Raw genomic sequence first — 19,209 nt, 5'->3', positions numbered from 1 at the left:
CGCCCGGCCGCGGTGTCGTCGCCGGTCGCCGACTCCCACGCCCGACCGCGCTCGCGCGGGAGGAACCCCGGCGCGCCGACGTACTCCGCCGTCTTGTGGTCGCGCGCCTCGGGCTTCGCCGTCTTGTGGCCGCGCGCCGACGTACCCCGCCGTCTTGTGGTCGCGCGCCTCGGGCTTCGCCGTCTTGTGGCCGCGTGCCGACGTACCCCGCCGTCTTGTGGCCGCGTGCCTCGGGCTTCGCCGTCTTGTGGCCGCGCGCCGACGTACCCCGCCGTCTTGTGGCCGCGTGCCGACGTACCCCGCCGTCTTGTGGTCGCGCGCCCCGGGCTTCGCCGTCTCGTGGCCGCGCGCACCGGGCTCCGCTCCTTTCGGCCGCGAGACGCCGCCGGTCTCCTCCGGCCTGGTCACCGGGCAGGTCCCGGCCGGGCTCAGACGACCCCGTCCGCGCGCAGTGCCGCGATCTCCTCGGGGGAGCGGCCCAGTTCCGTCAGGATCGCCTCCGTGTGCTCGCCCACGGCCGGTACCGGGTCCATGCGGGCCGGCAGGCCCGCGAGGTCGGCGGGCGGCAGCAGCGCCTCCACGGTTCCGCCCGGTACCGCCACCTCGCGCCGGCGGTCGCGGGCGGCGAGGACCGGGTGGTCGAGGAACGCGGCGACGTCGTTGACCCCGGCGCAGGCGATGCCGATCGCCTCCAGGTCCTCGAGCAGCTCATCGGCGTCCGCGCGGGCGAAGCGCTCGGCGATGACCGCGTTCAGTTCCCCGCGGTGGGCCACCCGGTCGGAGTTGGTGGCGAAGCGCGGATCGCCGGTCAGCTCCGGCCGGCCGAGGAACTCCGCGCACAGGGCCGCCCACTCGCGCTCGTTCTGGACGGAGAACAGCACCTCGCGTCCGTCGGCGGCCCGGTAGGTGCCGTACGGGGCGATGGTGGCGTGCTGTGTGCCCAGGCGCGGGGGCTGGGTGCCGCCGTAGCGGGTGTAGTAGGCGGGCTGGCCCATCCACTCGGCGAGCGCCTCGAACAGGGACACCTCCACCGGATGCGCCGTGCCGGTGGTCGCGCGGGTGTAGAGGGCGGTGAGCACACCGCTGTACGCGTACATCCCGGCGGCGATGTCGGCGACGGAGATCCCGGTACGGGCGGTCTCCTCCGGTGTTCCGGTCAGCGACACCAGGCCGGTCTGGCACTGCATCAGCAGGTCGTACGCCTTGCGGTCGGCCCAGGGGCCGCTCGTGCCGTACCCGGAGATCGTGCAGGGGATCAGCCGGGGGTAGCGGCGGGTCAGCTCGTCGGTCCCCAGGCCGAGGCGGCCGGCGGCGCCCGGCGCGAGGTTCTGCACGAACACGTCGGCGTCCCGGAGCAGCCCGTGCAGGATCGCCCGGCCGCGCGGGTCCTTCAGGTCCAGCGTGAGGGATTCCTTCGAGCGGTTGATCCATACGAAATAGCTGGAGTGGCCGTGCACGGTCGTGTCGTACCGGCGCGCGAAGTCCCCCTCGCCCGGCCGCTCCACCTTGATCACACGGGCGCCGAGATCGGCCAGCTGCCGGGTCGCGTAGGGCGCGGCCACCGCCTGCTCCACACTGACCACCGTGACCCCGGACAAGGGGGGTTCGTGCACGTCCGCGCCTCCTGCCTGCTCCGGCCTCGATTAGTAAGGCCGGGGCGGGGCGGCTGTCAACGGCCGCCCCGCCCCGGCCGTTCACCGGTCGGCCCGGCCCCACGGAGCGTCCGCGGGCCTGCTGCGGGAGACGATGCGGGCGCCGCGGTCGTCGACGGCGCGGACCTGGAGCGAACCGCAGCCGCAGCGGGTCCACACCGTGCTGCCCGCCGCGGTGCCGTGCCGGGAGACCACCCGGAACGGCTCGGCGTCGTCCGGCCACCCGCAGTACGGGCAGAACGTGCCGGTCGTGCCCGCGGCGCCGGTCGTGCTGGTCATGGTGACTCCTCGGATCCTCGATCACATGGGTGCACTGTCGATTGTCGCGACACGGCAAGAGTGCTTCGTACCCTCCGTACACGTCCAGGTTGACTTTGTGCACGCCATCGTTAAGCGTGGACTTCATGATTGATCTGCGCCGGCTGCACGTCCTCAGAGCGGTCGCCCACTACGGCACGGTCACCGCGGCCGCCCGTGCCCTGCACTTCACCCCGTCCGCCGCCTCCCAGCAGATCCGTCAGCTCGCCCGCGACCTGGACGTCGACCTGCTGGAACCGCGGGGGCGCGGGGTACGGCTCACCCCGGCCGCCGAGAGCCTGCTGGCGCACGCCGACGCGATCCAGGCCCGCTGGGACCAGGCCGAGCTGGACCTGCGCGCCGACCACGGCGCCCCGGCCGGGGTGCTGCGCGTCACGGGGTTCCCGGTGGCGATCTCCGTGCTGCTGGCGCCGATGGCCGCCCGGCTGGGGAAGCGTCATCCGCGGCTGTCGGTGCGGATCGCGGAGGAGGAGGTGACGCGGAGCTTCGACCTGCTCTTCGAGGGGTCCACCGATCTGGCCGTCGTCGAGTCCACCCCGTACAACCCGCCGCTGAGCGACACGCGGTTCGACCAGCAGCCCCTGCTGGACGACCCGTTCGACCTGGTGGTCCCGGCGGGGCATCCGCTGGCCGGACACGAGCGGACCGACCTCGCCGAGGCGGCGCGCGAGCCGTGGATCGTGCCGGTGCCGGACAGTCCCTGCCGGCCGCATGTGCTGGCCGCGTGCGGCGCGGCCGGTTTCGCCCCGGACGTCGTCCACCACGCCTGTGACTGGAACGTCATCGCCCATCTCGTCGCCCACGGCCTCGGCGTCGCCCTGATCCCGCGCCTCGCCCGTCTCGCCCCGGACCTGCCGATCACCCGTGTGCGCTGCACCGGCAACCCGCACCGCAGACTGCTGACCTGCACCCGCGGCGGCGGCCACGCCCGCCCGGCCGTGTCCGCCGCCCTGCGGGAACTGCGCGAGCTGGCCCCTACGGCGGTCGCCTGAGAGCAGGACGGCGTCCATGCCGCGCGGGTGTTCGTGCGGGGCCACCGGGGGTGTCCGTGCGGGACCCGCCGAGAGGTGTCCGTGCGGGGCCACCGGGGGGCGTTCGTGCGGGGCCCGCCGGGGAGGCGCCGGCAGGGGGCCGTCCACCGGCGGACCGGCGTTCCGGCCGGCGCGTCGTGCCGGCGGGTTACCGTCCCGGAGCCCCCGCCCGCAGCCCGTCCATGACCAGGTCCAGCAGTCGGGTGGCGCGCGGCTGCCAGTCCTCGGCGGGGTCGAGCTGCCAGAGGCCGCCGATGGCGAGGACGAGGTCGTCCGCGGTCACCCCCGGGCGGATGGATCCGGCCTCCTCGCAGCTGCGCAGCAGGAGTTCCGCCGCCTCGGTGACCGGGCTGTGCCCCGGCTTCGCCGGGCTCCCCGGTCCGCTGGTGGCCTGCCGGATGGCGTCGGCCAGCCCGGCCTTGGCCATGGCGAAGCGGGCCAGCCCGTCCATCCACTCGCGCAGCGCGCAGTCGGGCTCCCGCGTGCTCAGCAACTGCGCCGCGCTGTCCGCCACCTGCCGCATCTCGTACCGGTAGATCTCCAGGACGAGTGCCTCGCGGCTGGGGAAGTTCCGGTAGAACGTGCCCTGCCCGACGCCCGCCTTCTTGGCGATCACGCTCAACGGGGTGTCCGCCGAGCGCGTGAGTTCGACGAGGGCCACCTCCAGGATGCGCTCGCGGTTGCGCTGCGCGTCCGAGCGCAGGGGTGCCGCCGTGCTCCGCGGTGTCCGCGCGCACGGGGATGCGTCCTTCTCGTGTCCCACTCGTCCTCCTCCCGGCCGTGACCGAAACCCGTCCTTGCTAACCGGACAGCTGTCCACTACGTTCTTGGGGGTAACGGACAGCTGTCCGCTTCGGGTCCATCGTATCGGCGGACGCGGACGGTGCGGGACGCCCGGTGGCATGCCTTCGACGACCGGCGCGTTCCCGGCCCTTCCCCCCCTTTCCCACATGGTCCCGAACGCCCCCCGTTCCGTACAGCCCACCCCACGTCATCGACTCGTCCGCCTTCCAGATCCGTGAAAGAAGGCTGCTCATGGCCCCCTCGACGTCCAGCAGCGTCACCCTGAACATCAACGGCGAGAAGCACACGCTGTCCGTCGACCACCGCACCACCCTGCTCGACGCCCTGCGCGAGCGCCTCGACCTGACCGGCACCAAGAAGGGCTGCGACCAGGGACAGTGCGGCGCCTGCACGGTCCTGGTCGACGGCCGCCGCACCGTGTCCTGCCTACAACTGGCCGTCGCGTCCGACGGACGCGAGATCACCACCGTGGAGGGCCTGGCCGACGGGGACCGGCTGCACCCGGTGCAGCAGGCCTTCCTCGACCTGGACGGCTTCCAGTGCGGCTACTGCACCCCCGGCCAGATCTGTTCGGCCGTCGCCGTCATCGAGGAGCACGCGGCGGGCTGGCCCAGCGCCGTCACCGGGGACGTACGCCCCGAGGCGGGACCGCCTCCCCTGACCCCCGAGGAGATCAGGGAACGCATGAGCGGCAACCTGTGCCGCTGCAGCGCGTACGTACAGATCGTCGAGGCGGTCGCCCGCGCCGCCGCGGAGAACCGGAACGAGACCGAGGAGGCCGCGGCATGAGGGAGTTCGACTACCGGCGCGCCGACGACGTCTCCGGCGCGGTGGCGCTGCTCGACGCCGACCCCGACGCCCGCTACCTCGGCGGCGGCACCAACCTCGTCGACCTGATGAAGAACGGCGTCGAGCGCCCGGCCCGGCTCGTCGACGTCCGCGCCCTCCCGCTGGACCGGATCGAGCCCGCCGACGGCGGCGGACTGCGCATCGGCGCCACCGTCACCAACAGCGACCTCGCCGCGCACCCCGGCGTCCGCCGGAACTACCCCGCCCTCACCCAGGCCGTACTCGCCGGTGCCTCCGGGCAGTTGCGCAACATGGCCACCGTCGGCGGCAATCTGCTCCAGCGCACCCGCTGCGGCTACTTCACCGATGTGACCATGCCCTGCAACAAGCGTGCGCCCGGCAGCGGTTGCCCCGCCGTCGAGGGCGAGCACCACAACCACGCCGTTCTGGGCGCCTCCGACCACTGCGTGGCGATCCACCCCTCCGACATGGGCGTGGCGCTGACCGCCTTCGACGCGGTCGTCTCCTACGAAACCACCGACGGGCCGGGGGAGTTGCCGCTGGCCGACTTCTACCTCCCGGTGGGCGACACCCCGCACCGGGAGACCGCCCTGCCGCCCGGCGCGCTCATCACCCACGTCACCCTGCCGCCCGCGCCGGTCGCCGCCCGCTCGCGTTACCGCAAGGTCCGCGAACGCGCCTCGTACGCCTTCGCGATCGGCTCGGTCGCCGCCGCCCTCGACGTCAGCGGGGGAGTCGTGCGCGAGTCCCGCCTCGCCCTCGGGGCCGTGGCGTCCCGGCCCTGGCGGGCCCGCGCCGCCGAACGCGTACTGAACGGCGCCCCGGCCACCGCGGAGTACTTCGCGGCGGCGGCGGACGCCGAACTCGCGGCCGCCAGGCCGCTGCCCGACAACGGATACAAGGTGACCCTCATGCGCAACCTCGTGGTGGCCGTGCTCTCCGAACTCGCCGAGGAGGCCGCCCGATGACCACCGCCACGACCGGCACCACGACGGCGGCGGGTGCCGTCGGCACCGCGCACACCCGTGTCGAGGGCCGCGACAAGGTCACCGGCGCCGCCCGGTACGCCGGCGAGATCCCCTTCGCCGGTCTCGCCCACGGCTGGCTGGTGCTGTCCACCGTCGCCCGTGGCCGGATCCTGTCCGTCGACACCGGACCCGTGCTCGGCATGCCGGGTGTGCTGACCGTCCTGCACCACGGGAACGCGCCACGCCTCGCCACCGACTACATCGGAATGCTGGGCGTTCCGCCGGACCCGACGGCCGCGGTCTTCCAGAACGACCGGGTCCCGCACGCCGGCTGGCCCGTCGCGCTCGTCGTCGCCGAGACGCCGGAGCAGGCCCGGGAGGCCGCCGAGGCGCTCGTCGTCACCTACGAGCGGGAGCCGCACGACATCGAGCTCTCCGCCGGCCGCCCGGACGCCTACGCGGCGGACGGACACATGCCCGCGGTGACGGAGAAGGGCGACCTGGAGGCCGAACTCGCCGCCTCCGCACACGTGGTGGACGTGGAGTACACCACGCCCGAGGAGCACCACGGCATGATGGAGCCGCACGCGGCGACCGCCCTGTGGGACGGCGGCCGGCTCGAGGTCGTCGACTCCAATCAGGGCACCACCTGGGTCGCCGACGAGCTCACGCGGATGTTCTCACTGGACGCGTCCGCGGTACGGGTGCGCTCCGAGCACGTCGGCGGCGGCTTCGGCAGCAAGGGCGTACGGGCCCACCAGGTGTCCGCCGTGATGGCCGCGACCGCCTTGCAGCGGCCGGTCCGCGTCGTCCTGACGCGGCGTCAGATGTTCTCGCTCACCGGCTACCGCAGCCCCACCGTCCAGCGGGTCCGGCTCGGCGCCGACCCCGACGGCCGGCTGCGCGCCCTGGAGCACCGCTCACTGAACCAGACCTCCACGGTCTGGGAGTTCGTCGAGCCGAGCGCCGGTGTGGCGCGGGTGATGTACGACGCCGACGCCCACCGCACCTCGAACGAGGTCGTACGGCTGGACGTGCCGTCCCCGACGTGGATGCGCGGGCCGGGCGAGGCGCCCGGATCGTTCGCCCTGGAGGCGGCGCTCGACGAACTGGCCGAGCGGTGCGGCATCGACCCGGTCGAGCTGCGGCTGCGCAACGACCCCGAGCGCGGCCCGGTCTCCGGGCTGCCGTTCGCCGGCCGCAACCTCGCCGCCTGCTTCCGCGAGGGCGCCCGCCGTTTCGGCTGGGCCGACCGTGATCCGCGCCCGGGGACGCGCCGCGAAGGGCGCTGGCTGCTCGGCACGGGCACGGCCGCGGCCTCCTTCCCCTCGGGCGCCCTCCCGTCGACGGCCGCGGTGACCGCGGAGGCGGACGGCACCTACACCGTGCGGATCGCCGCGGCCGACATCGGCACCGGGGCGCGTACGGCGCTCACCCTGGTCGCCGCCGACGCGCTCCACGTGGCCCCCGACCGGGTCCGGGTGCGCATCGGCGACAGCGACTTCGGGCCGGCGGGGATCGCGGGCGGCTCCATGGGCACCCGCTCCTGGGCCTGGGCGATCACGGCCGCCGCCGGGGAACTGCGGGAGAAGCTCGTTCCGGGAGGCGTCGTGCCGCCGGAGGGCATCACCGTACGGTCCGACACCACCGCCGCCCTCGCCGCCCTCGCCCAGAAGGAACGACACTCCTTCGGGGCACAGTTCGCCGAGGTGGCCGTGGACGTCACCACCGGCGAGGTGCGGGTGCGGCGGATGCTCGGCATCTTCGCCGCGGGCCGGATCGTCAACCCGCTCACCGCGCGCGGTCAGCTCGTGGGCGGCATGACCTGGGGCATCTCGATGGCCCTGCACGAGGAGGCGGTCCGCGACCGCGCCTTTGGCCGCCTCTACGGCGCCGACCTGGCCGGCTACCACGTCGCCACCCACGCCGACGTGCCGAAGGTCGAGGCGGACTGGGTCGACGACCCGGACCCCGACGACCCCGTCGGCATCAAGGGCATCGGCGAGGTCGGCATCGTGGGCGCGGCGGCGGCCGTCGCCAACGCGGTGTGGCACGCGACCGGCGTACGGCACCGGAACCTGCCCATCCGTCCGGACCGGGTACTGCGGGCGGGAGGAACGGGTGTTTGACATCGCCGGCGAGCTGCACCGCTGGCTGACCGAGGGCCGGGAGTTCGCCGTGGCCACGGTGGTGTCCGTGGGCGGCAGCGCGCCGCGCGGCCCCGGCGCGGCCCTCGCCGTCGACCGCGGGGGCACGGCGATCGGCTCGGTGTCCGGCGGGTGCGTGGAGGGTGCGGTGTACGACCTGTGCGCCCGGGCGCTCGCGGACGGCGAGACCCGTGTCGAACGGTTCGGCTACAGCGACGAGGACGCCTTCGCCGTCGGCCTGACCTGCGGCGGGGTCATCGACATCATGGTGACCCCGGTCGGCGCGCACGCCCCCGCCCGGCAGGTGCTGCGGGCGGCGCTGTCAACCGTCCTGCGGGGCGGGCCGGGGGCGCTCGCCCGGGTCGTCGAGGGCCCGGCGGAACTCCTCGGCGGGGCCCTGTTCGTCCATCCGGACGGGTCGTACGAGGGTGGCCTCGGCGGGGTTCCCGGGCTGGACCGGACGGCGGCGGGGGAGGCCGGGGCCCTGCTGGAGGCCGGCCGCACCGGTACGGTCCGCGTCCGGGAGGACGGGTCGTACTGCCCCGGCGGGCTGACCCTGTTCGTGGAGTCCTCGGTGCCGCCGCCCCGCATGATCGTCTTCGGGGCGATCGACTTCGCGGCGGCGCTGGTGCGGGTGGGCAAGTTCCTCGGCTACCACGTCACGGTGTGCGACGCGCGGCCCGTGTTCGCGACCGGGGCCCGCTTCCCGGAGGCCGACGAGATCGTGGTCGACTGGCCGCACCGCTATCTGCGGGGCACGGAGACCGACGCGCGCACGGTGCTGTGCGTTCTCACCCACGACGCGAAGTTCGACGTACCGCTGCTGAAGGTGGCCCTGGGGCTGCCGGTGGCGTTCGTCGGCGCCATGGGTTCCCGGCGTACCCACACCGACCGGGAGCGGCGGCTGCGGGAGGCGGGGGTGGGGGAGCGGGAGCTGGCCCGTCTCCGCTCTCCGATCGGCCTCGATCTCGGTGCGCGTACTCCGGAGGAGACGGCTCTGTCCATCGCGGCGGAGATCGTCGCGGATCGTCGGGGCGGTACGGGGGCTCCCCTGACGGGCTCGCGAACGCCGATCCATCGCGACGGACGGTCCGCGTCGGCGGCGGCCTGAGCCGTTGAGGGGTTTTCGCCCCCGCAGCCCCTTCCCGACCCGGACCCCGCTCCTCGAACGCCGGAGAGGCTGAAATTCAGCCTCTCCGGCGTTCGAGGAGCGGAAATTCCGGGGGCTCAGCCCCCGGGCGAGGAGATCAGGCCGCGGCCGGCTCGCCGGCGAGGCCGTGGAGGCGGGTGATGACCTCGGTCAGCTGGGCGGCGACCTCGTCGTCGTCGGCCGGGTGGGTCTCGGCGAAGCGGGTCACCGAACCGGGGATGGAGAGCTTGATGTCCTCGATCACCTTGCCGCCCGCGATGCCCACGGACTTGCGGGCCTCGTCGTGCGCCCACACACCGCCGTACTGGCCGAAGGCGGTACCGATCACGACGACCGGCTTGCCGCTGACGGCACCGGCGCCGTAGGGGCGGGACAGCCAGTCGATGGCGTTCTTCAGGACGGCCGGCATCGTGCCGTTGTACTCGGGCGTGAACAGCAGCAGCGCGTCGGCGCCCGCGGCGGCCTCGCGCAGCTTGGCGGCGGCGGCCGGCACGGCGCCCTCGACGTCGATGTCCTCGTTGTAGAAGGGGATCTCCGCGAGCCCCTCGTAGAGCGCCACATCGGCACCCGCGGGAGCGAGCTTGACCGAGGCCTCGGCGAGCTGACGGTTGTGCGAACCGGCCCGAAGACTGCCGACGAGGGCGAGGATGCGAACAGACATGGGGAAACTCCAGGGGGGTGCTGAGATCTTGCCGAAACAATCCGGACCGGGGTCCGCTTCTCGTTTGTAGCATCTCAACCGGACCGCGGTCCAGTTTCTTCCCGATGCTTTACGCTGGCCTCATGTCCGCCGCGCCGCCGCCCGTCCCGGCACCCCAGGACCCCGTACAGCCGCAGGAGTTGCCGCAACTCGGCACCGACCCCGACGAGCCCTGCCTGCGCGCCGACGCCGCGCGCAACCGGGCCCGCCTGCTGGAGGCGGCCGCGCTGCTGGTGGCCGAGCGCGGGGCCGACGGCATCACCATGGAGGAGGTCGCGGCGGCGGCCCGCGTGGGCAAGGGGACGGTCTTCCGCCGCTTCGGCGACCGCACCGGTCTGCTCACCGCCCTCCTCGACCACTCCGAGAAGAAGTTCCAGGCCGCCTTCCTCACCGGACCCCCGCCGCTCGGGCCGGGCGCACCCCCGGCCGAGCGGCTGCGCGCCTTCGGCCTCGCGATGCTCCGCCGCTCCGCCGAGGAGCTGGAGCTGCAACTGGCGGCCGAACCGGAAGCGGGCCGCCGCTTCACCAGCCCGCCGCGCCGCGTCCTGCGCCACCACGTGACCCTGCTGCTGCGCGAGGCGGTCCCGGACGCGGACTGCGAGGTCCTCGCCCACACGCTGATGGCCCAGCTCGATCCCGCCCTGATCCACCATCTGATACGTCAGTGCGGCATGCCGCCGGAGCGGCTGGAGTCCGCGTGGCTGGACCTGGTCGACCGGGTGACGGGCCCGGCGCCCGCCTGCTGACGGTGTATCAACTCCCCCGGCCGACAGCCCGGTTACGGCTTCTGCAAGGATGCCGTACGTCATGGTGCAGATAACGAACACGCCCGCGCCCGCGTCCCCCGCACCGACGCGCTCCGTACCCACGAGTGCCGATGTGGCCCGCCTGGCCGGCGTCTCGCGCGCGACCGTCTCCTACGTCCTGAACAACGCCGGTGCCGTCCGGATCAGCGAACCCACCCGCCGCCGGGTCCGTGAGGCCGCGAGGGAACTCGGGTACGTGCCGCACGCGGCGGCCCGCAGCCTGCGCGCCGGGCACAGCCGTACGGTCCTGATGCCCGCGCCCGCCTTCCCCGTCGGACCGCTCTACAGCCAGTTCATCAACGATCTCCTGAGCTCCCTCGCCCGCCTCGACTACACGGCCGTGCAGTACGGCACCGTCGGCCTGCACGACGACGAGGCCGCCCGCGCCTGGGCCGAGCTGAGGCCCGTGGCGGTCCTGGTCCCCGGCTCCGGACTGAGCCCGCGCGGCGTCGAGGTGCTCAAACGCTCCGGGGCGCGGGTCGTCGTCACCCTCGGCCCCGAGCCCGTCGAGGGCGCGCACACCCTGCTCATGGACCATGACGTGGTCGGGCACAGCGCCGGCGCCCACCTCTTCGACCGGGGCCGCCGCCGGATCGGCGTGGTCGTCCCGAGAGAGCCCGGCCTGGAGGCGTTCTCCGCGCCCCGCCTGGCCGGCGTGCGCGCCGCCCTGCGCGGCACCGACGCCACGGTCACCGAGCTGCCGCTCGCGCACGACGAGGGCGCCGCCGCCCGGCTGGCCGCCCGCTGGCGCGAGCTCGGCCTCGACGCCGTGTTCACGTACAACGACGAGTACGCGATGCTGCTGATGCGCGCGCTCCAGGACGAGGGCGTCCGCATTCCGGAGGAGACCGCCGTCGTCGGCGCCGACAACCTGATGCTGGGCCGGCTGCTGCGCCCCCGCCTGAGCACCGTCCACCTGGAACTGCCGTCCGGCCGCGAACTGGCCGAACTGGTCGACCGCGCGGTACGCGACCCGGCCACGGCCCCCGAGGCCCACAAGGTACTGGGCGCGTCGGTGGTCCGACGCGAGTCGAGCTGACTCGATACAGGGGCGCGGGGCTGTGCCGATATGCGGCTCCGCCGCGTGGGCGCGAAGGGGGTCCGGGGGCGGAGCCCTCGGGTCCGATGGGGGCACCTCCCGCTCGAGCGAAGCCGAGAGTGGGGGAGGGAAGGGGCGGCGGGGGGCGAACCCACTCCACCGCCGCCGAGGCCGTCTCAGGCGCCCGGCGCCTCCCCCTGCTGCGCCTGCTGCTCGGCGATCTGCTTGCGGACATCGTCCATGTCCAGCTTGCGCGCCTGCCCGATGACATCCGTCAGAGCGGCCTCGGGCAGCGCGCCCGGCTGGGCGAACACGGCGACCTGATCACGCACGATCATCAGCGTCGGAATCGACTGGATGCCGAACGCCGCGGCCAGCTCCGGCTGCGCCTCGGTGTCCACCTTGCCGAACACCAGGTCAGGGTTCTCCTCCGCCGCCTTCTCGTACACCGGCGCGAACTGGCGGCACGGACCGCACCAGGCCGCCCAGAAGTCGATCAGTACGAACCCGTTGTCCGTGACCGTCTGGTCGAAGTTCTCCTTGGTGAGCTCCACGGTGCTGCTCATCGCGCTTTCCCTCTTCCTGGTGTCGGGTCGGGCCGTCGGCACAACACGGCCGGCCGGTCACGTATTCCGCGCCCCTACCCATGTGGCCACAGCGCACACCACCCACCAGACTGACGCCATGACGGAAACGCAATCGACGCAACCGGAATCAACCGCCTACGACGTCGTGGTGCTAGGCGCCGGACCCGTGGGCGAGAACGTCGCCGACCGCACCCGCGCCGCCGGGCTCACCACCGCGGTCGTGGAGAGCGAACTGGTCGGCGGTGAGTGCTCCTACTGGGCGTGCATGCCCAGCAAGGCCCTGCTGCGCCCGGTCATCGCCCGGGCCGACGCCCTCCGTCTCCCCGGCCTGAGCCGGTCGGTCCAGGGCCCCCTGGACGCCGACGCCGTACTCGCCCGCCGGAACTCCTTCACCTCCGACTGGAAGGACGACGGCCAGGTCCGGTGGCTGGAGGGCACCGGAGCCGACCTGTACCGCGGCCAGGGGCGGCTCACCGGCCCGCGCACCGTCACCGTCACGGACGCCGACGGCGGCAGGCGGGTCCTCACCGCCCGGCACGCCGTCGCCGTCTGCACCGGCAGCCGCGCCCAGCTGCCCGACCTGCCCGGACTCGACGAGGTCCGGCCCTGGACCAGCCGCGAGGCCACCGGCGCGCAGTCCGTGCCCGGCCGGCTGGTCGTGGTCGGCGGCGGGGTCGTCGCCACCGAGATGGCCTGTGCCTGGCAGGCGCTCGGCTCGCGGGTCACCGTCCTCGTCCGCGGCGAGAGCCTGCTGAACCGCATGGAGCCGTTCGCCGGCGAGCTGGTCGCCGAGGCGCTCACCGAGGCCGGCGCCCGGATCCGCACCGGCACCTCCGTGAAGTCGGTGACCAGGGAGAACGGTACGGTCCTGGTCGTCACCGACGACGGTGACCGGATCGAGGCCGACGAGATCCTCTTCGCCACCGGCCGCGCCCCGCGCACCGACGACATCGGCCTGGAGACGATCGGTCTGGAACCCGGCTCCTGGCTCACCGTGGACGACAGCCTCCGTGTCGCCGGCCACGACTGGCTGTACGCCGTCGGCGACGTCAACCACCGGGCCCTCCTCACCCACCAGGGCAAGTACCAGGCCCGGATCGCGGGCGCCGCCATCGTCACCCGGGCCGCCGGGGAGCCCGTACAGGCGGAGGAGTGGGGCGCGCACGCCGCCACCGCCGACCACGCCGCCGTCCCCCAGGTCGTCTTCACCGACCCGGAGGCGGCCTCCGTCGGCCTCTCCCTGGCCGAGGCGGAACGCGCGGGCCACCGTGTCCGGGCCGTCGACGTCGACCTGTCCTCGGTCGCCGGCGCGGGCCTGTACGCCGACGGCTACAAGGGCCGCGCCCGCATGATCGTCGACCTCGAGGACGAGATCCTGCGCGGCCTCACCCTGGTCGGCCCCGGAGTCGGCGAACTCATCCACTCCGCGACCATCGCCGTCGCAGCCCGGGTCCCGGTCGCCCGCCTGTGGCACGCGGTCCCGTCCTACCCGACGATCAGCGAGATCTGGCTCCGCCTCCTGGAGGCCTACCGCGACGCCTGAGCCCCTTCAGCCCGTCCTTCAGCCCGTCCGCCCCCTTCAGCCCGTCTGGGGGGTACCCCTCTGGGGGAGTTTGAGGACGAGGCCCGTTCAGGGCCGAAGGGGGGTCTGGGGGGCGGAGCCCCCCGGCGACGGGAAGGGAAGGGGCGGCGGGGGCGAACCACCCTCGGGAACGGCGGCCGACAGCCCGGTCCGGCGGAGGACGACGGTCGAGGCGCCCGACGCCGAGCGCCCCGGTCCTCACTCCGGCGGGCGGATGCCGCCGGACGGAGGACCGGGGGCGGGGTCACGGCAGCTCGAAGCCCAGCTCCCGGGCCGCCCGCTCCGGCGTCGGCTGCGACCAGCGTTCCATCACGGACCGGTTGGACGACAGCGAGCGAGGCTCGGCCCGGTCGAGGTACAACGTGCCGTCCAGGTGATCCGTCTCGTGCTGCACGATCCGCGCGGGCCAGCCGGTGAACACCTCGTCCAGCGCCCGCCCGTACTCGTCCTGCCCCCTCAGCCGCACCTCGGCGGGCCGCGCCACCACCGCCTGATACCCCGGCACGCTCAGGCACCCCTCGAAGAACCCGACCCGCCGGGTGCCGACCGGCTCGTACACGGGATTGACCAGCACCCGGAACGGCTGCGGCACCCGCCCGCGCGCGAGGCGCACCTCCTCCGGGACCGGTGCCGGATCCTCGATCACCGCGATCCGCAGCCCCACCCCGACCTGCGGCGCGGCCAGCCCGACACCCGGCGCCGCGTGCATGGCGACCCGCAGCGCCGCCACGAACCGGGCCAGCAGCTCGGGCCCCAACTGTCCGTCGTACGGCTCGGTACCCCCGCGCAGCACCGGGTCACCGGCCGCGACGACGGTCAACGGCCCTTCCGCGGAGAGCAGTTGCTCGACCCGCTCGGCCAGGGGCACGCGATCGTCCGGAGTTCCCATCCCGCCAGGATCGCACGCCCTTCACGTGTGGCGCAGGTCACACACATCTCCCGGGAACCGGACGCCCCGCCGCTCCGACTACTGCACCACCACTCCGCCCGCCAAGACGTCCCCGGGAGAACCCCACCGATGACCACCGCTCCCTCGACCCCCACGGACGAGGCACCGAAACCCCCCGCCCCCGCACCCGCGAAGAGCGCCTGGACCGGCCTGCGCCCCCTCGTCCTGCGCCTGCACTTCTACGCGGGAGTCCTGGTCGCGCCGTTCCTCCTGGTCGCCGCCCTCACCGGCCTGCTGTACGCCGCCTCCTTCCAGGCCGAGAAGATCGTCTACGACCATGAGCTGACCGTCCCCGTCGGCGACCGCAAGCTGCCCGTCTCCGAGCAGGTCGCCGCCGCCCGCGAGGCCCACCCCGAGGGCACGATCTCCGCCGTACGCCCCTCGCCCGGGGCGGACGCCACCACGAGGGTGATGCTGTCCGGCATACCGGGCGTGGACCCCGGTCACACCCTGGCCGTGTTCGTCGACCCGTACACCGCGAAGGTGCGCGGCGAACTGGAACAGTACGGCTCCTCGGGCGCGCTGCCCCTGCGCACCTGGATCGACGAGTTCCACCGCGATCTGCACCTCGGCGAACCGGGCCGTCTCTACAGTGAGTTCGCCGCAAGCTGGCTGTGGGTGATCGCGAGCGGGGGACTGGTGCTGTGGTTCTCCCGGCGCCGTGCCCTGCGCAAGCTGCGCGGCACCGGCGGACGGCGCCGCACACTGGCCCTGCACGGCGGTGTGGGCGTCTGGGCCGCGGCCGGTTTCATCTTCCTCTCGGCGACCGGTCTGACCTGGTCCACCTACGCCGGCGCGAACATCGGCGAGCTGCGCACCTCCCTCGGCCAGGAAACCCCCTCGGTGTCGGCCGCTGCGGCCGGCGAACACGCGGGCCACGACGCGGCCGGCGGCACGGCGGGCGACGCGGCGCACGGGGTCGGCCTGGACAAGGTCCTCGCGGCGGCACGGGCCGAGGGCCTGGGCGACCCGGTGGAGATCGTGCCGCCCGCCGACGAGGAGTCCGCGTACGTCGTGCGGCAGATCCAGCGCAGCTGGCCCGAGAAACAGGACTCGGTCGCCGTCGACCCGGCCTCCGGCGAGGTCACCGACGTCCTGCGGTTCGACGACTATCCGGTCCTCGCGAAACTCACCCGCTGGGGCATCGACCTGCACACCGGCAGCCTGTTCGGCCTGGTGAACCAGATCGCCCTGATGGTCCTGGCCCTCACCCTGATCCTGTTGATCCTGTGGGGCTACCGCATGTGGTGGCAGCGGGGCCGCGGCTCCGCCTTCGGCCGGCCGATCCCGCGCGGGGCCTGGCAGCAGGTACCGCCGTACGTACTCGTCCCGCTGCTGGCGGCGATCGCCGTCCTGGGCTACTTCGTCCCGCTCCTCGGCATTCCCCTGGCGGTGTTCCTCGCCGTCGACATCGTGCTCGGGGAGGTGGCCCACCGCCGGGGACGGCGGACGTACGGAAGCGGCACGGCGGCGCGCTGACGCGCGGTGCCCGGCCCCCCGTCGCGGGGAACCGGGCACCGGCCCGCCCTCACTCCTCGTCGAAGGAGCCGCCCAGCGCGGCGGCGATCCGCAGATGCGGCCGGGCCTCGTCGTCCCGCCCCTGCCGCTGGAGGGTGCGTCCCAGCATCAGCCGGGCGTAGTGCTCCACCGGGTCGCGCTCCACGACGACCCGCAACTCCGCCTCCGCGCGTCGCAGTTGCGCCGAGTGGTAGTAGGCGCGCGCCAGCAGCAGCCGCGGCCCGGTCTGCTCCGGAACCTCCTCGACCAGCCCGCCGAGAACGCGTGCGGCGGCGGCGTAGTCCTTGGCGTCGAAGAACATCCCGGCGCGCTCCCAGCGCTCGGCCGGCGTCCCGTGGCCGTAGTACGTGGTGTCCACTCCTGACCTCCTTCGAGGCCGACAACGGACCCGGACGGTCCCGTATTCCACGCACCGGCCGGTCAGGTCGCCAGGCCCTGGCGGTAGGCGTAGACCACCGCCTGGACGCGGTCGCGCAGGCCGAGTTTGGTGAGGATGCGGGAGACGAAGGTCTTCACGGTCTCCTGGCTGATCAGCAGGGCCGCGGCGATCTCGCGGTTGGACAGGCCGTCCGCGATGAGGCGGAGGACCTCCAGTTCGCGGGGGGTCAGGGGGAGGTCCCGCGGCGCCCCGCCCTCGGCCGGGCGGATCCGGGCGGCGTACCGGCCCACGAGCTGGCGGGTCACCTCCGGGTCCAGCAGCGCCGCGCCCATGGCCACGGTCCGGATCCCGTGGAGCAGCCGGTCCGGCGGCGCGTCCTTGAGCAGGAACCCGCTCGCCCCCGCGCGCAGCGCCTCGTAGACGTACTCGTCCAGGTTGAACGTCGTCACCACGAGCACCTTCACCGGATGCGGCACGCCCGCGCCGGCCAGCAGGCGGGTGGCCTCGATGCCGTCGAGCACCGGCATGCGTACGTCCATCACCACGACGTCAGGACGGAGCCGGCCGGCGAGGTCGACGGCGGCCTGCCCGTCGCCGCACTCGCCGGCCACCTCCAGGTCGGGCTGGGCGCCGATGATGGTCACCAGGCCGGTGCGGATCAGCATCTGGTCGTCGCAGACCAGGACCCGGATCGGTGCGGTCATGCCGTGTTCCCCGTCGTTACCGTGTCCCCCGTGGTCGCCCCCGCCGTCGCCGTGTTCCCCGTCGGTATGCGGGCCCGTACGACGAAGCCGCCGCCCGTCTCCGGTCCCGCGCTGAAGTCGCCGCCCAGGACGTCGACCCGCTCCCGCAGGCCCGCCAGGCCCCGGCCGCTCCCGCCGGGGGAGGAGGACACCGGGGTGCCGGAACCGTCCGTGCCGACCTCCACGGTGATCTGCCGTTCGCTGTGCCGCACCTCGACCCGGGTGGCGCCGCCGTGGGCGTACTTGAGGGCGTTCGTCAGGGCCTCCTGCACGACCCGGTAGGCGACGAGGTCGGCGCTGCCGGTCGACGGCGCCGGCGTGCCCTCCTCGGTGAACTCCACCGGCTGCCCGGCCCGGCGGGTCTGCTCCACGAGCGTGAGGAGCCGGCCGACGGGCGGTGTCCTGGCCTCGGGGCCGTGGTCGGGGTTGAGCAGGTCGAGCAGGTGCCGCAGGTCGGTGATGGCCCGTCGGCCGGTGTCGGTGACGGCGGTCAGTGTCTGGTCCAGTCGGTCGGGTGCGGCGGTCAGATAGCGGGCCGCCTCGGCCTGTACGACCATGGCCGTCACATGATGGGTCACGACGTCGTGCAACTCGCCGGCGATCCGGGCGCGTTCGGCTGCGCGGGAGTCCTCGGCGACGCGGTGCCGGCGCTCGGCCTCCGCGACCCGGGTGGAGCGCAGCCACGCCCCGATGCCCCACGAGAGGGCCACCGCCAGGTAGAACGTCACGAACTCGCTCGCCGGCTCGCCGGGACCGACCCGGTGGAACGCGACCGTCAGCGCCACGTAGGCGACGGTGCACAGGGCCGCGACGGTGCGCCGGTACCGTTCCAGATACGCCCCGGCGCTCAGCAGCGCGACGGGCAGCGCGATGCCCGCGGGGGAGTGGTAGCCGCGGAGCTGATCGAGGGCGAACCCGGCCACCACCAGGGCGAGACAGACGACCGGCCACCGCCGGCGCACGGCGAGCGGAAGGGCCTGGAGGGCCACCGCCACGAAGGCGAGCGTGTCGAAGGGGCGCTCCGGCACGCCACCGAGGAGCGTTCCGTGGTTCTGGAAGGCCGGCCACAGCGACAGGGAGAGGACGAGCAGCCCGAGCAGAAGGTCCCTGACGACGACGTCCAGCCGGCGCCACAGTTCCCCGACCCGGCGAGGAGCGATCACCGGGGCAGTCTAGCGGTGGCGTCGGCCCGCTCCGCGCGCCGACGGCGGGGCACCAGACGGCCGCGCCGGTGGGCCAGCCACAGGAACCCGATCGTCAGCAGCACACCGAACAGCACCGAGTACACGCTCCCCTCCGGGCCGAAGTCACCGCCGGTGATCCACTTGTTGCCCGACATCGTGGAGTCCAGCAGCCCCTGCTCGGTGTCGTTGCCCGAGACCACGGTGCTGAAGATGCCGCCCGCGGCGAAGTTCCAGCCGAAGTGCACACCGATCGGCACCCACAGGTTGCGGGTGGCGACGTACGCGGCGGCGAGCATGCCGCCGGCCTCGATCGCGATGGCGAAGGCGCCCCACGCCGTGGCGTCCGGGTTGGGCAGGTGCGCCAGGCCGAACAGCAGCGCGGTCAGCGCCAGCGCGATCCAGGTGCCCAGGTACTCCTCGACGATCCGGAACAGCACCCCGCGGAACAGCAGTTCCTCCGTGACGGCCGCGGCGGCCATGAAGCCGAACAGCCCGGCCGTGCCGCTCAGTGAACCCAGGCCGTGCACCTCGTAGTTGCCGGAGGTGAAGAGGTTCGTGATGACCATTCCGAACATCACGAGGCCGATCAGCGTCCCCCGGCCGAGCGCCGGCGCGGCACCGTCCGGGTCCAGCTCCGTGACCGGCCGGTGCTCGGTCCGTCCCACCACCCGCCGGTAGACCAGCACGGCGAGCACGGTGGTCAGCGCCCCGAGGGCGAGCGTGAGCCACGGGCTGTCCCGCACCGCGTTCACGCTCTGCCCGCCTATGGCGGAGATCGCCACCACGGCCAGGGTCTGCCAGACCACTCTCATCGATGACTCCTTCGTCGGATCCGCGGCCCA

At 73.8% G+C, this 19,209-nt stretch carries 19 protein-coding genes; 9 read left to right on the top strand and 10 right to left on the bottom strand.

Translation table 11 applies throughout. The features are described 5' to 3' along the window. Positions 1–428: 428 nt before the first annotated feature. Both ACIA6T_RS07730 and ACIA6T_RS07725 read right to left on the bottom strand, forming a co-directional pair. A complete protein-coding gene (locus tag ACIA6T_RS07730; protein ID WP_399445637.1) occupies positions 429–1,613 on the bottom strand; it encodes a CaiB/BaiF CoA transferase family protein in 1,185 nt (394 codons plus the stop codon). Between the two features lie 81 nt (positions 1,614–1,694). Continuing rightward, on the bottom strand, positions 1,695–1,931 hold the full coding sequence (locus ACIA6T_RS07725; protein WP_399445636.1) for a hypothetical protein: 237 nt from the start codon (positions 1,929–1,931) through the stop codon (positions 1,695–1,697). 125 nt (positions 1,932–2,056) lie between these two features. On the opposite strand from ACIA6T_RS07725, the gene ACIA6T_RS07720 reads away from it, so the two are divergent. Beyond that, positions 2,057–2,962: a LysR family transcriptional regulator gene (locus tag ACIA6T_RS07720; protein WP_385049342.1), complete on the top strand. Its 906-nt coding sequence runs from the start codon at positions 2,057–2,059 to the stop codon at positions 2,960–2,962. A gap of 187 nt (positions 2,963–3,149) precedes the next feature. Here the strand turns inward: ACIA6T_RS07720 and ACIA6T_RS07715 are convergent, their stop codons facing one another. Continuing rightward, positions 3,150–3,764 (bottom strand): TetR/AcrR family transcriptional regulator, encoded by a 615-nt coding sequence (locus tag ACIA6T_RS07715; RefSeq protein ID WP_399445635.1) that lies wholly within the window; start codon positions 3,762–3,764, stop codon positions 3,150–3,152. Between the two features lie 272 nt (positions 3,765–4,036). Between ACIA6T_RS07715 and ACIA6T_RS07710 the strand changes: the two genes are divergently transcribed. Genes ACIA6T_RS07710 through ACIA6T_RS07695 form a run of 4 tightly spaced genes read left to right on the top strand, consistent with a single transcriptional unit; the run spans position 4,037 to position 8,841 of the window. After that, complete coding sequence (locus ACIA6T_RS07710) at positions 4,037–4,594, top strand: 2Fe-2S iron-sulfur cluster-binding protein (protein WP_399445634.1); 558 nt, start codon at positions 4,037–4,039, stop codon at positions 4,592–4,594. After that, complete coding sequence (locus tag ACIA6T_RS07705) at positions 4,591–5,583, top strand: FAD binding domain-containing protein (protein ID WP_399445633.1); 993 nt, start codon at positions 4,591–4,593, stop codon at positions 5,581–5,583. The genes ACIA6T_RS07710 and ACIA6T_RS07705 overlap by 4 nt, the downstream gene beginning before the upstream one ends. Then, the gene (locus ACIA6T_RS07700) at positions 5,580–7,712 is read left to right on the top strand and encodes a xanthine dehydrogenase family protein molybdopterin-binding subunit (protein ID WP_399445632.1); all 2,133 of its coding nucleotides are present in this window, start codon (positions 5,580–5,582) and stop codon (positions 7,710–7,712) included. Before ACIA6T_RS07705 ends, ACIA6T_RS07700 begins: the two co-directional genes overlap by 4 nt. After that, complete coding sequence (locus tag ACIA6T_RS07695) at positions 7,705–8,841, top strand: XdhC family protein (protein WP_399445631.1); 1,137 nt, start codon at positions 7,705–7,707, stop codon at positions 8,839–8,841. The genes ACIA6T_RS07700 and ACIA6T_RS07695 overlap by 8 nt, the downstream gene beginning before the upstream one ends. Positions 8,842–8,977: 136 nt before the next feature. Here the strand turns inward: ACIA6T_RS07695 and ACIA6T_RS07690 are convergent, their stop codons facing one another. After that, entirely contained in the window at positions 8,978–9,541 is a 564-nt protein-coding gene (locus ACIA6T_RS07690; protein WP_399445630.1) for an NAD(P)H-dependent oxidoreductase, read from the bottom strand. A 122-nt stretch (positions 9,542–9,663) separates the two neighbouring features. On the opposite strand from ACIA6T_RS07690, the gene ACIA6T_RS07685 reads away from it, so the two are divergent. Continuing rightward, positions 9,664–10,326, top strand: a complete 663-nt coding sequence (locus ACIA6T_RS07685) for a TetR/AcrR family transcriptional regulator (protein WP_399445629.1) — start codon at positions 9,664–9,666, stop codon at positions 10,324–10,326. A gap of 61 nt (positions 10,327–10,387) precedes the next feature. Further along, positions 10,388–11,425 carry a LacI family DNA-binding transcriptional regulator gene (locus ACIA6T_RS07680; protein WP_399445628.1) on the top strand — a complete coding sequence of 346 codons (1,038 nt, stop codon included), beginning with the start codon at positions 10,388–10,390 and terminating at the stop codon, positions 11,423–11,425. A gap of 176 nt (positions 11,426–11,601) precedes the next feature. Here the strand turns inward: ACIA6T_RS07680 and trxA are convergent, their stop codons facing one another. Then, positions 11,602–11,991 carry a thioredoxin gene (trxA, locus tag ACIA6T_RS07675; protein WP_399445627.1) on the bottom strand — a complete coding sequence of 130 codons (390 nt, stop codon included), beginning with the start codon at positions 11,989–11,991 and terminating at the stop codon, positions 11,602–11,604. 118 nt (positions 11,992–12,109) lie between these two features. Between trxA and ACIA6T_RS07670 the strand changes: the two genes are divergently transcribed. Continuing rightward, positions 12,110–13,555 (top strand): dihydrolipoyl dehydrogenase family protein, encoded by a 1,446-nt coding sequence (locus tag ACIA6T_RS07670; RefSeq protein WP_399445626.1) that lies wholly within the window; start codon positions 12,110–12,112, stop codon positions 13,553–13,555. A 283-nt stretch (positions 13,556–13,838) separates the two neighbouring features. Here ACIA6T_RS07670 and ACIA6T_RS07665 read toward each other — a convergent pair whose 3' ends face one another. Next, entirely contained in the window at positions 13,839–14,483 is a 645-nt protein-coding gene (locus ACIA6T_RS07665) for a peptide deformylase (protein ID WP_399445625.1), read from the bottom strand. Positions 14,484–14,612: 129 nt separating this feature from the next. On the opposite strand from ACIA6T_RS07665, the gene ACIA6T_RS07660 reads away from it, so the two are divergent. After that, positions 14,613–16,022: a PepSY-associated TM helix domain-containing protein gene (locus tag ACIA6T_RS07660; RefSeq protein ID WP_399445624.1), complete on the top strand. Its 1,410-nt coding sequence runs from the start codon at positions 14,613–14,615 to the stop codon at positions 16,020–16,022. A gap of 49 nt (positions 16,023–16,071) precedes the next feature. Here the strand turns inward: ACIA6T_RS07660 and ACIA6T_RS07655 are convergent, their stop codons facing one another. From ACIA6T_RS07655 to ACIA6T_RS07640, 4 genes are all read right to left on the bottom strand, one after another. Then, on the bottom strand, positions 16,072–16,419 hold the full coding sequence (locus tag ACIA6T_RS07655; RefSeq protein ID WP_399445623.1) for a tetratricopeptide repeat protein: 348 nt from the start codon (positions 16,417–16,419) through the stop codon (positions 16,072–16,074). Positions 16,420–16,481: 62 nt separating this feature from the next. Continuing rightward, positions 16,482–17,144, bottom strand: a complete 663-nt coding sequence (locus tag ACIA6T_RS07650) for a response regulator (RefSeq protein WP_399445622.1) — start codon at positions 17,142–17,144, stop codon at positions 16,482–16,484. Next, entirely contained in the window at positions 17,141–18,346 is a 1,206-nt protein-coding gene (locus ACIA6T_RS07645; protein WP_399445621.1) for a sensor histidine kinase, read from the bottom strand. Before ACIA6T_RS07645 ends, ACIA6T_RS07650 begins: the two co-directional genes overlap by 4 nt. Beyond that, a complete protein-coding gene (locus ACIA6T_RS07640; protein WP_399445620.1) occupies positions 18,343–19,179 on the bottom strand; it encodes a lysostaphin resistance A-like protein in 837 nt (278 codons plus the stop codon). Before ACIA6T_RS07640 ends, ACIA6T_RS07645 begins: the two co-directional genes overlap by 4 nt. Positions 19,180–19,209 lie beyond the last annotated feature (30 nt).

The sequence above is a fragment of the Streptomyces sp. NPDC051740 genome, assembly GCF_044453165.1.
Taxonomy (GTDB): domain Bacteria; phylum Actinomycetota; class Actinomycetes; order Streptomycetales; family Streptomycetaceae; genus Streptomyces; species Streptomyces atrovirens.
This window is presented reverse-complemented; position numbering and strand designations above follow the sequence as displayed.

Bases quoted from the DNA above. Each gene is read 5' to 3' on its own strand.
- ACIA6T_RS07705 (WP_399445633.1), top strand. From the start codon at position 4,591: ATGAGGGAGTTCGACTACCGGCGCGCCGACGACGTCTCCGGCGCGGTG.
- ACIA6T_RS07660 (WP_399445624.1), top strand. From the start codon at position 14,613: ATGACCACCGCTCCCTCGACCCCCACGGACGAGGCACCGAAACCCCCC.
- ACIA6T_RS07725 (WP_399445636.1), bottom strand. From the start codon at position 1,931: ATGACCAGCACGACCGGCGCCGCGGGCACGACCGGCACGTTCTGCCCG.
- ACIA6T_RS07650 (WP_399445622.1), bottom strand. From the start codon at position 17,144: ATGACCGCACCGATCCGGGTCCTGGTCTGCGACGACCAGATGCTGATC.
- ACIA6T_RS07670 (WP_399445626.1), top strand. From the start codon at position 12,110: ATGACGGAAACGCAATCGACGCAACCGGAATCAACCGCCTACGACGTC.
- trxA (WP_399445627.1), bottom strand. From the start codon at position 11,991: ATGAGCAGCACCGTGGAGCTCACCAAGGAGAACTTCGACCAGACGGTC.
- ACIA6T_RS07685 (WP_399445629.1), top strand. From the start codon at position 9,664: ATGTCCGCCGCGCCGCCGCCCGTCCCGGCACCCCAGGACCCCGTACAG.
- ACIA6T_RS07680 (WP_399445628.1), top strand. From the start codon at position 10,388: ATGGTGCAGATAACGAACACGCCCGCGCCCGCGTCCCCCGCACCGACG.
- ACIA6T_RS07690 (WP_399445630.1), bottom strand. From the start codon at position 9,541: ATGTCTGTTCGCATCCTCGCCCTCGTCGGCAGTCTTCGGGCCGGTTCG.
- ACIA6T_RS07700 (WP_399445632.1), top strand. From the start codon at position 5,580: ATGACCACCGCCACGACCGGCACCACGACGGCGGCGGGTGCCGTCGGC.
- ACIA6T_RS07720 (WP_385049342.1), top strand. From the start codon at position 2,057: ATGATTGATCTGCGCCGGCTGCACGTCCTCAGAGCGGTCGCCCACTAC.
- ACIA6T_RS07665 (WP_399445625.1), bottom strand. From the start codon at position 14,483: ATGGGAACTCCGGACGATCGCGTGCCCCTGGCCGAGCGGGTCGAGCAA.
- ACIA6T_RS07710 (WP_399445634.1), top strand. From the start codon at position 4,037: ATGGCCCCCTCGACGTCCAGCAGCGTCACCCTGAACATCAACGGCGAG.
- ACIA6T_RS07640 (WP_399445620.1), bottom strand. From the start codon at position 19,179: ATGAGAGTGGTCTGGCAGACCCTGGCCGTGGTGGCGATCTCCGCCATA.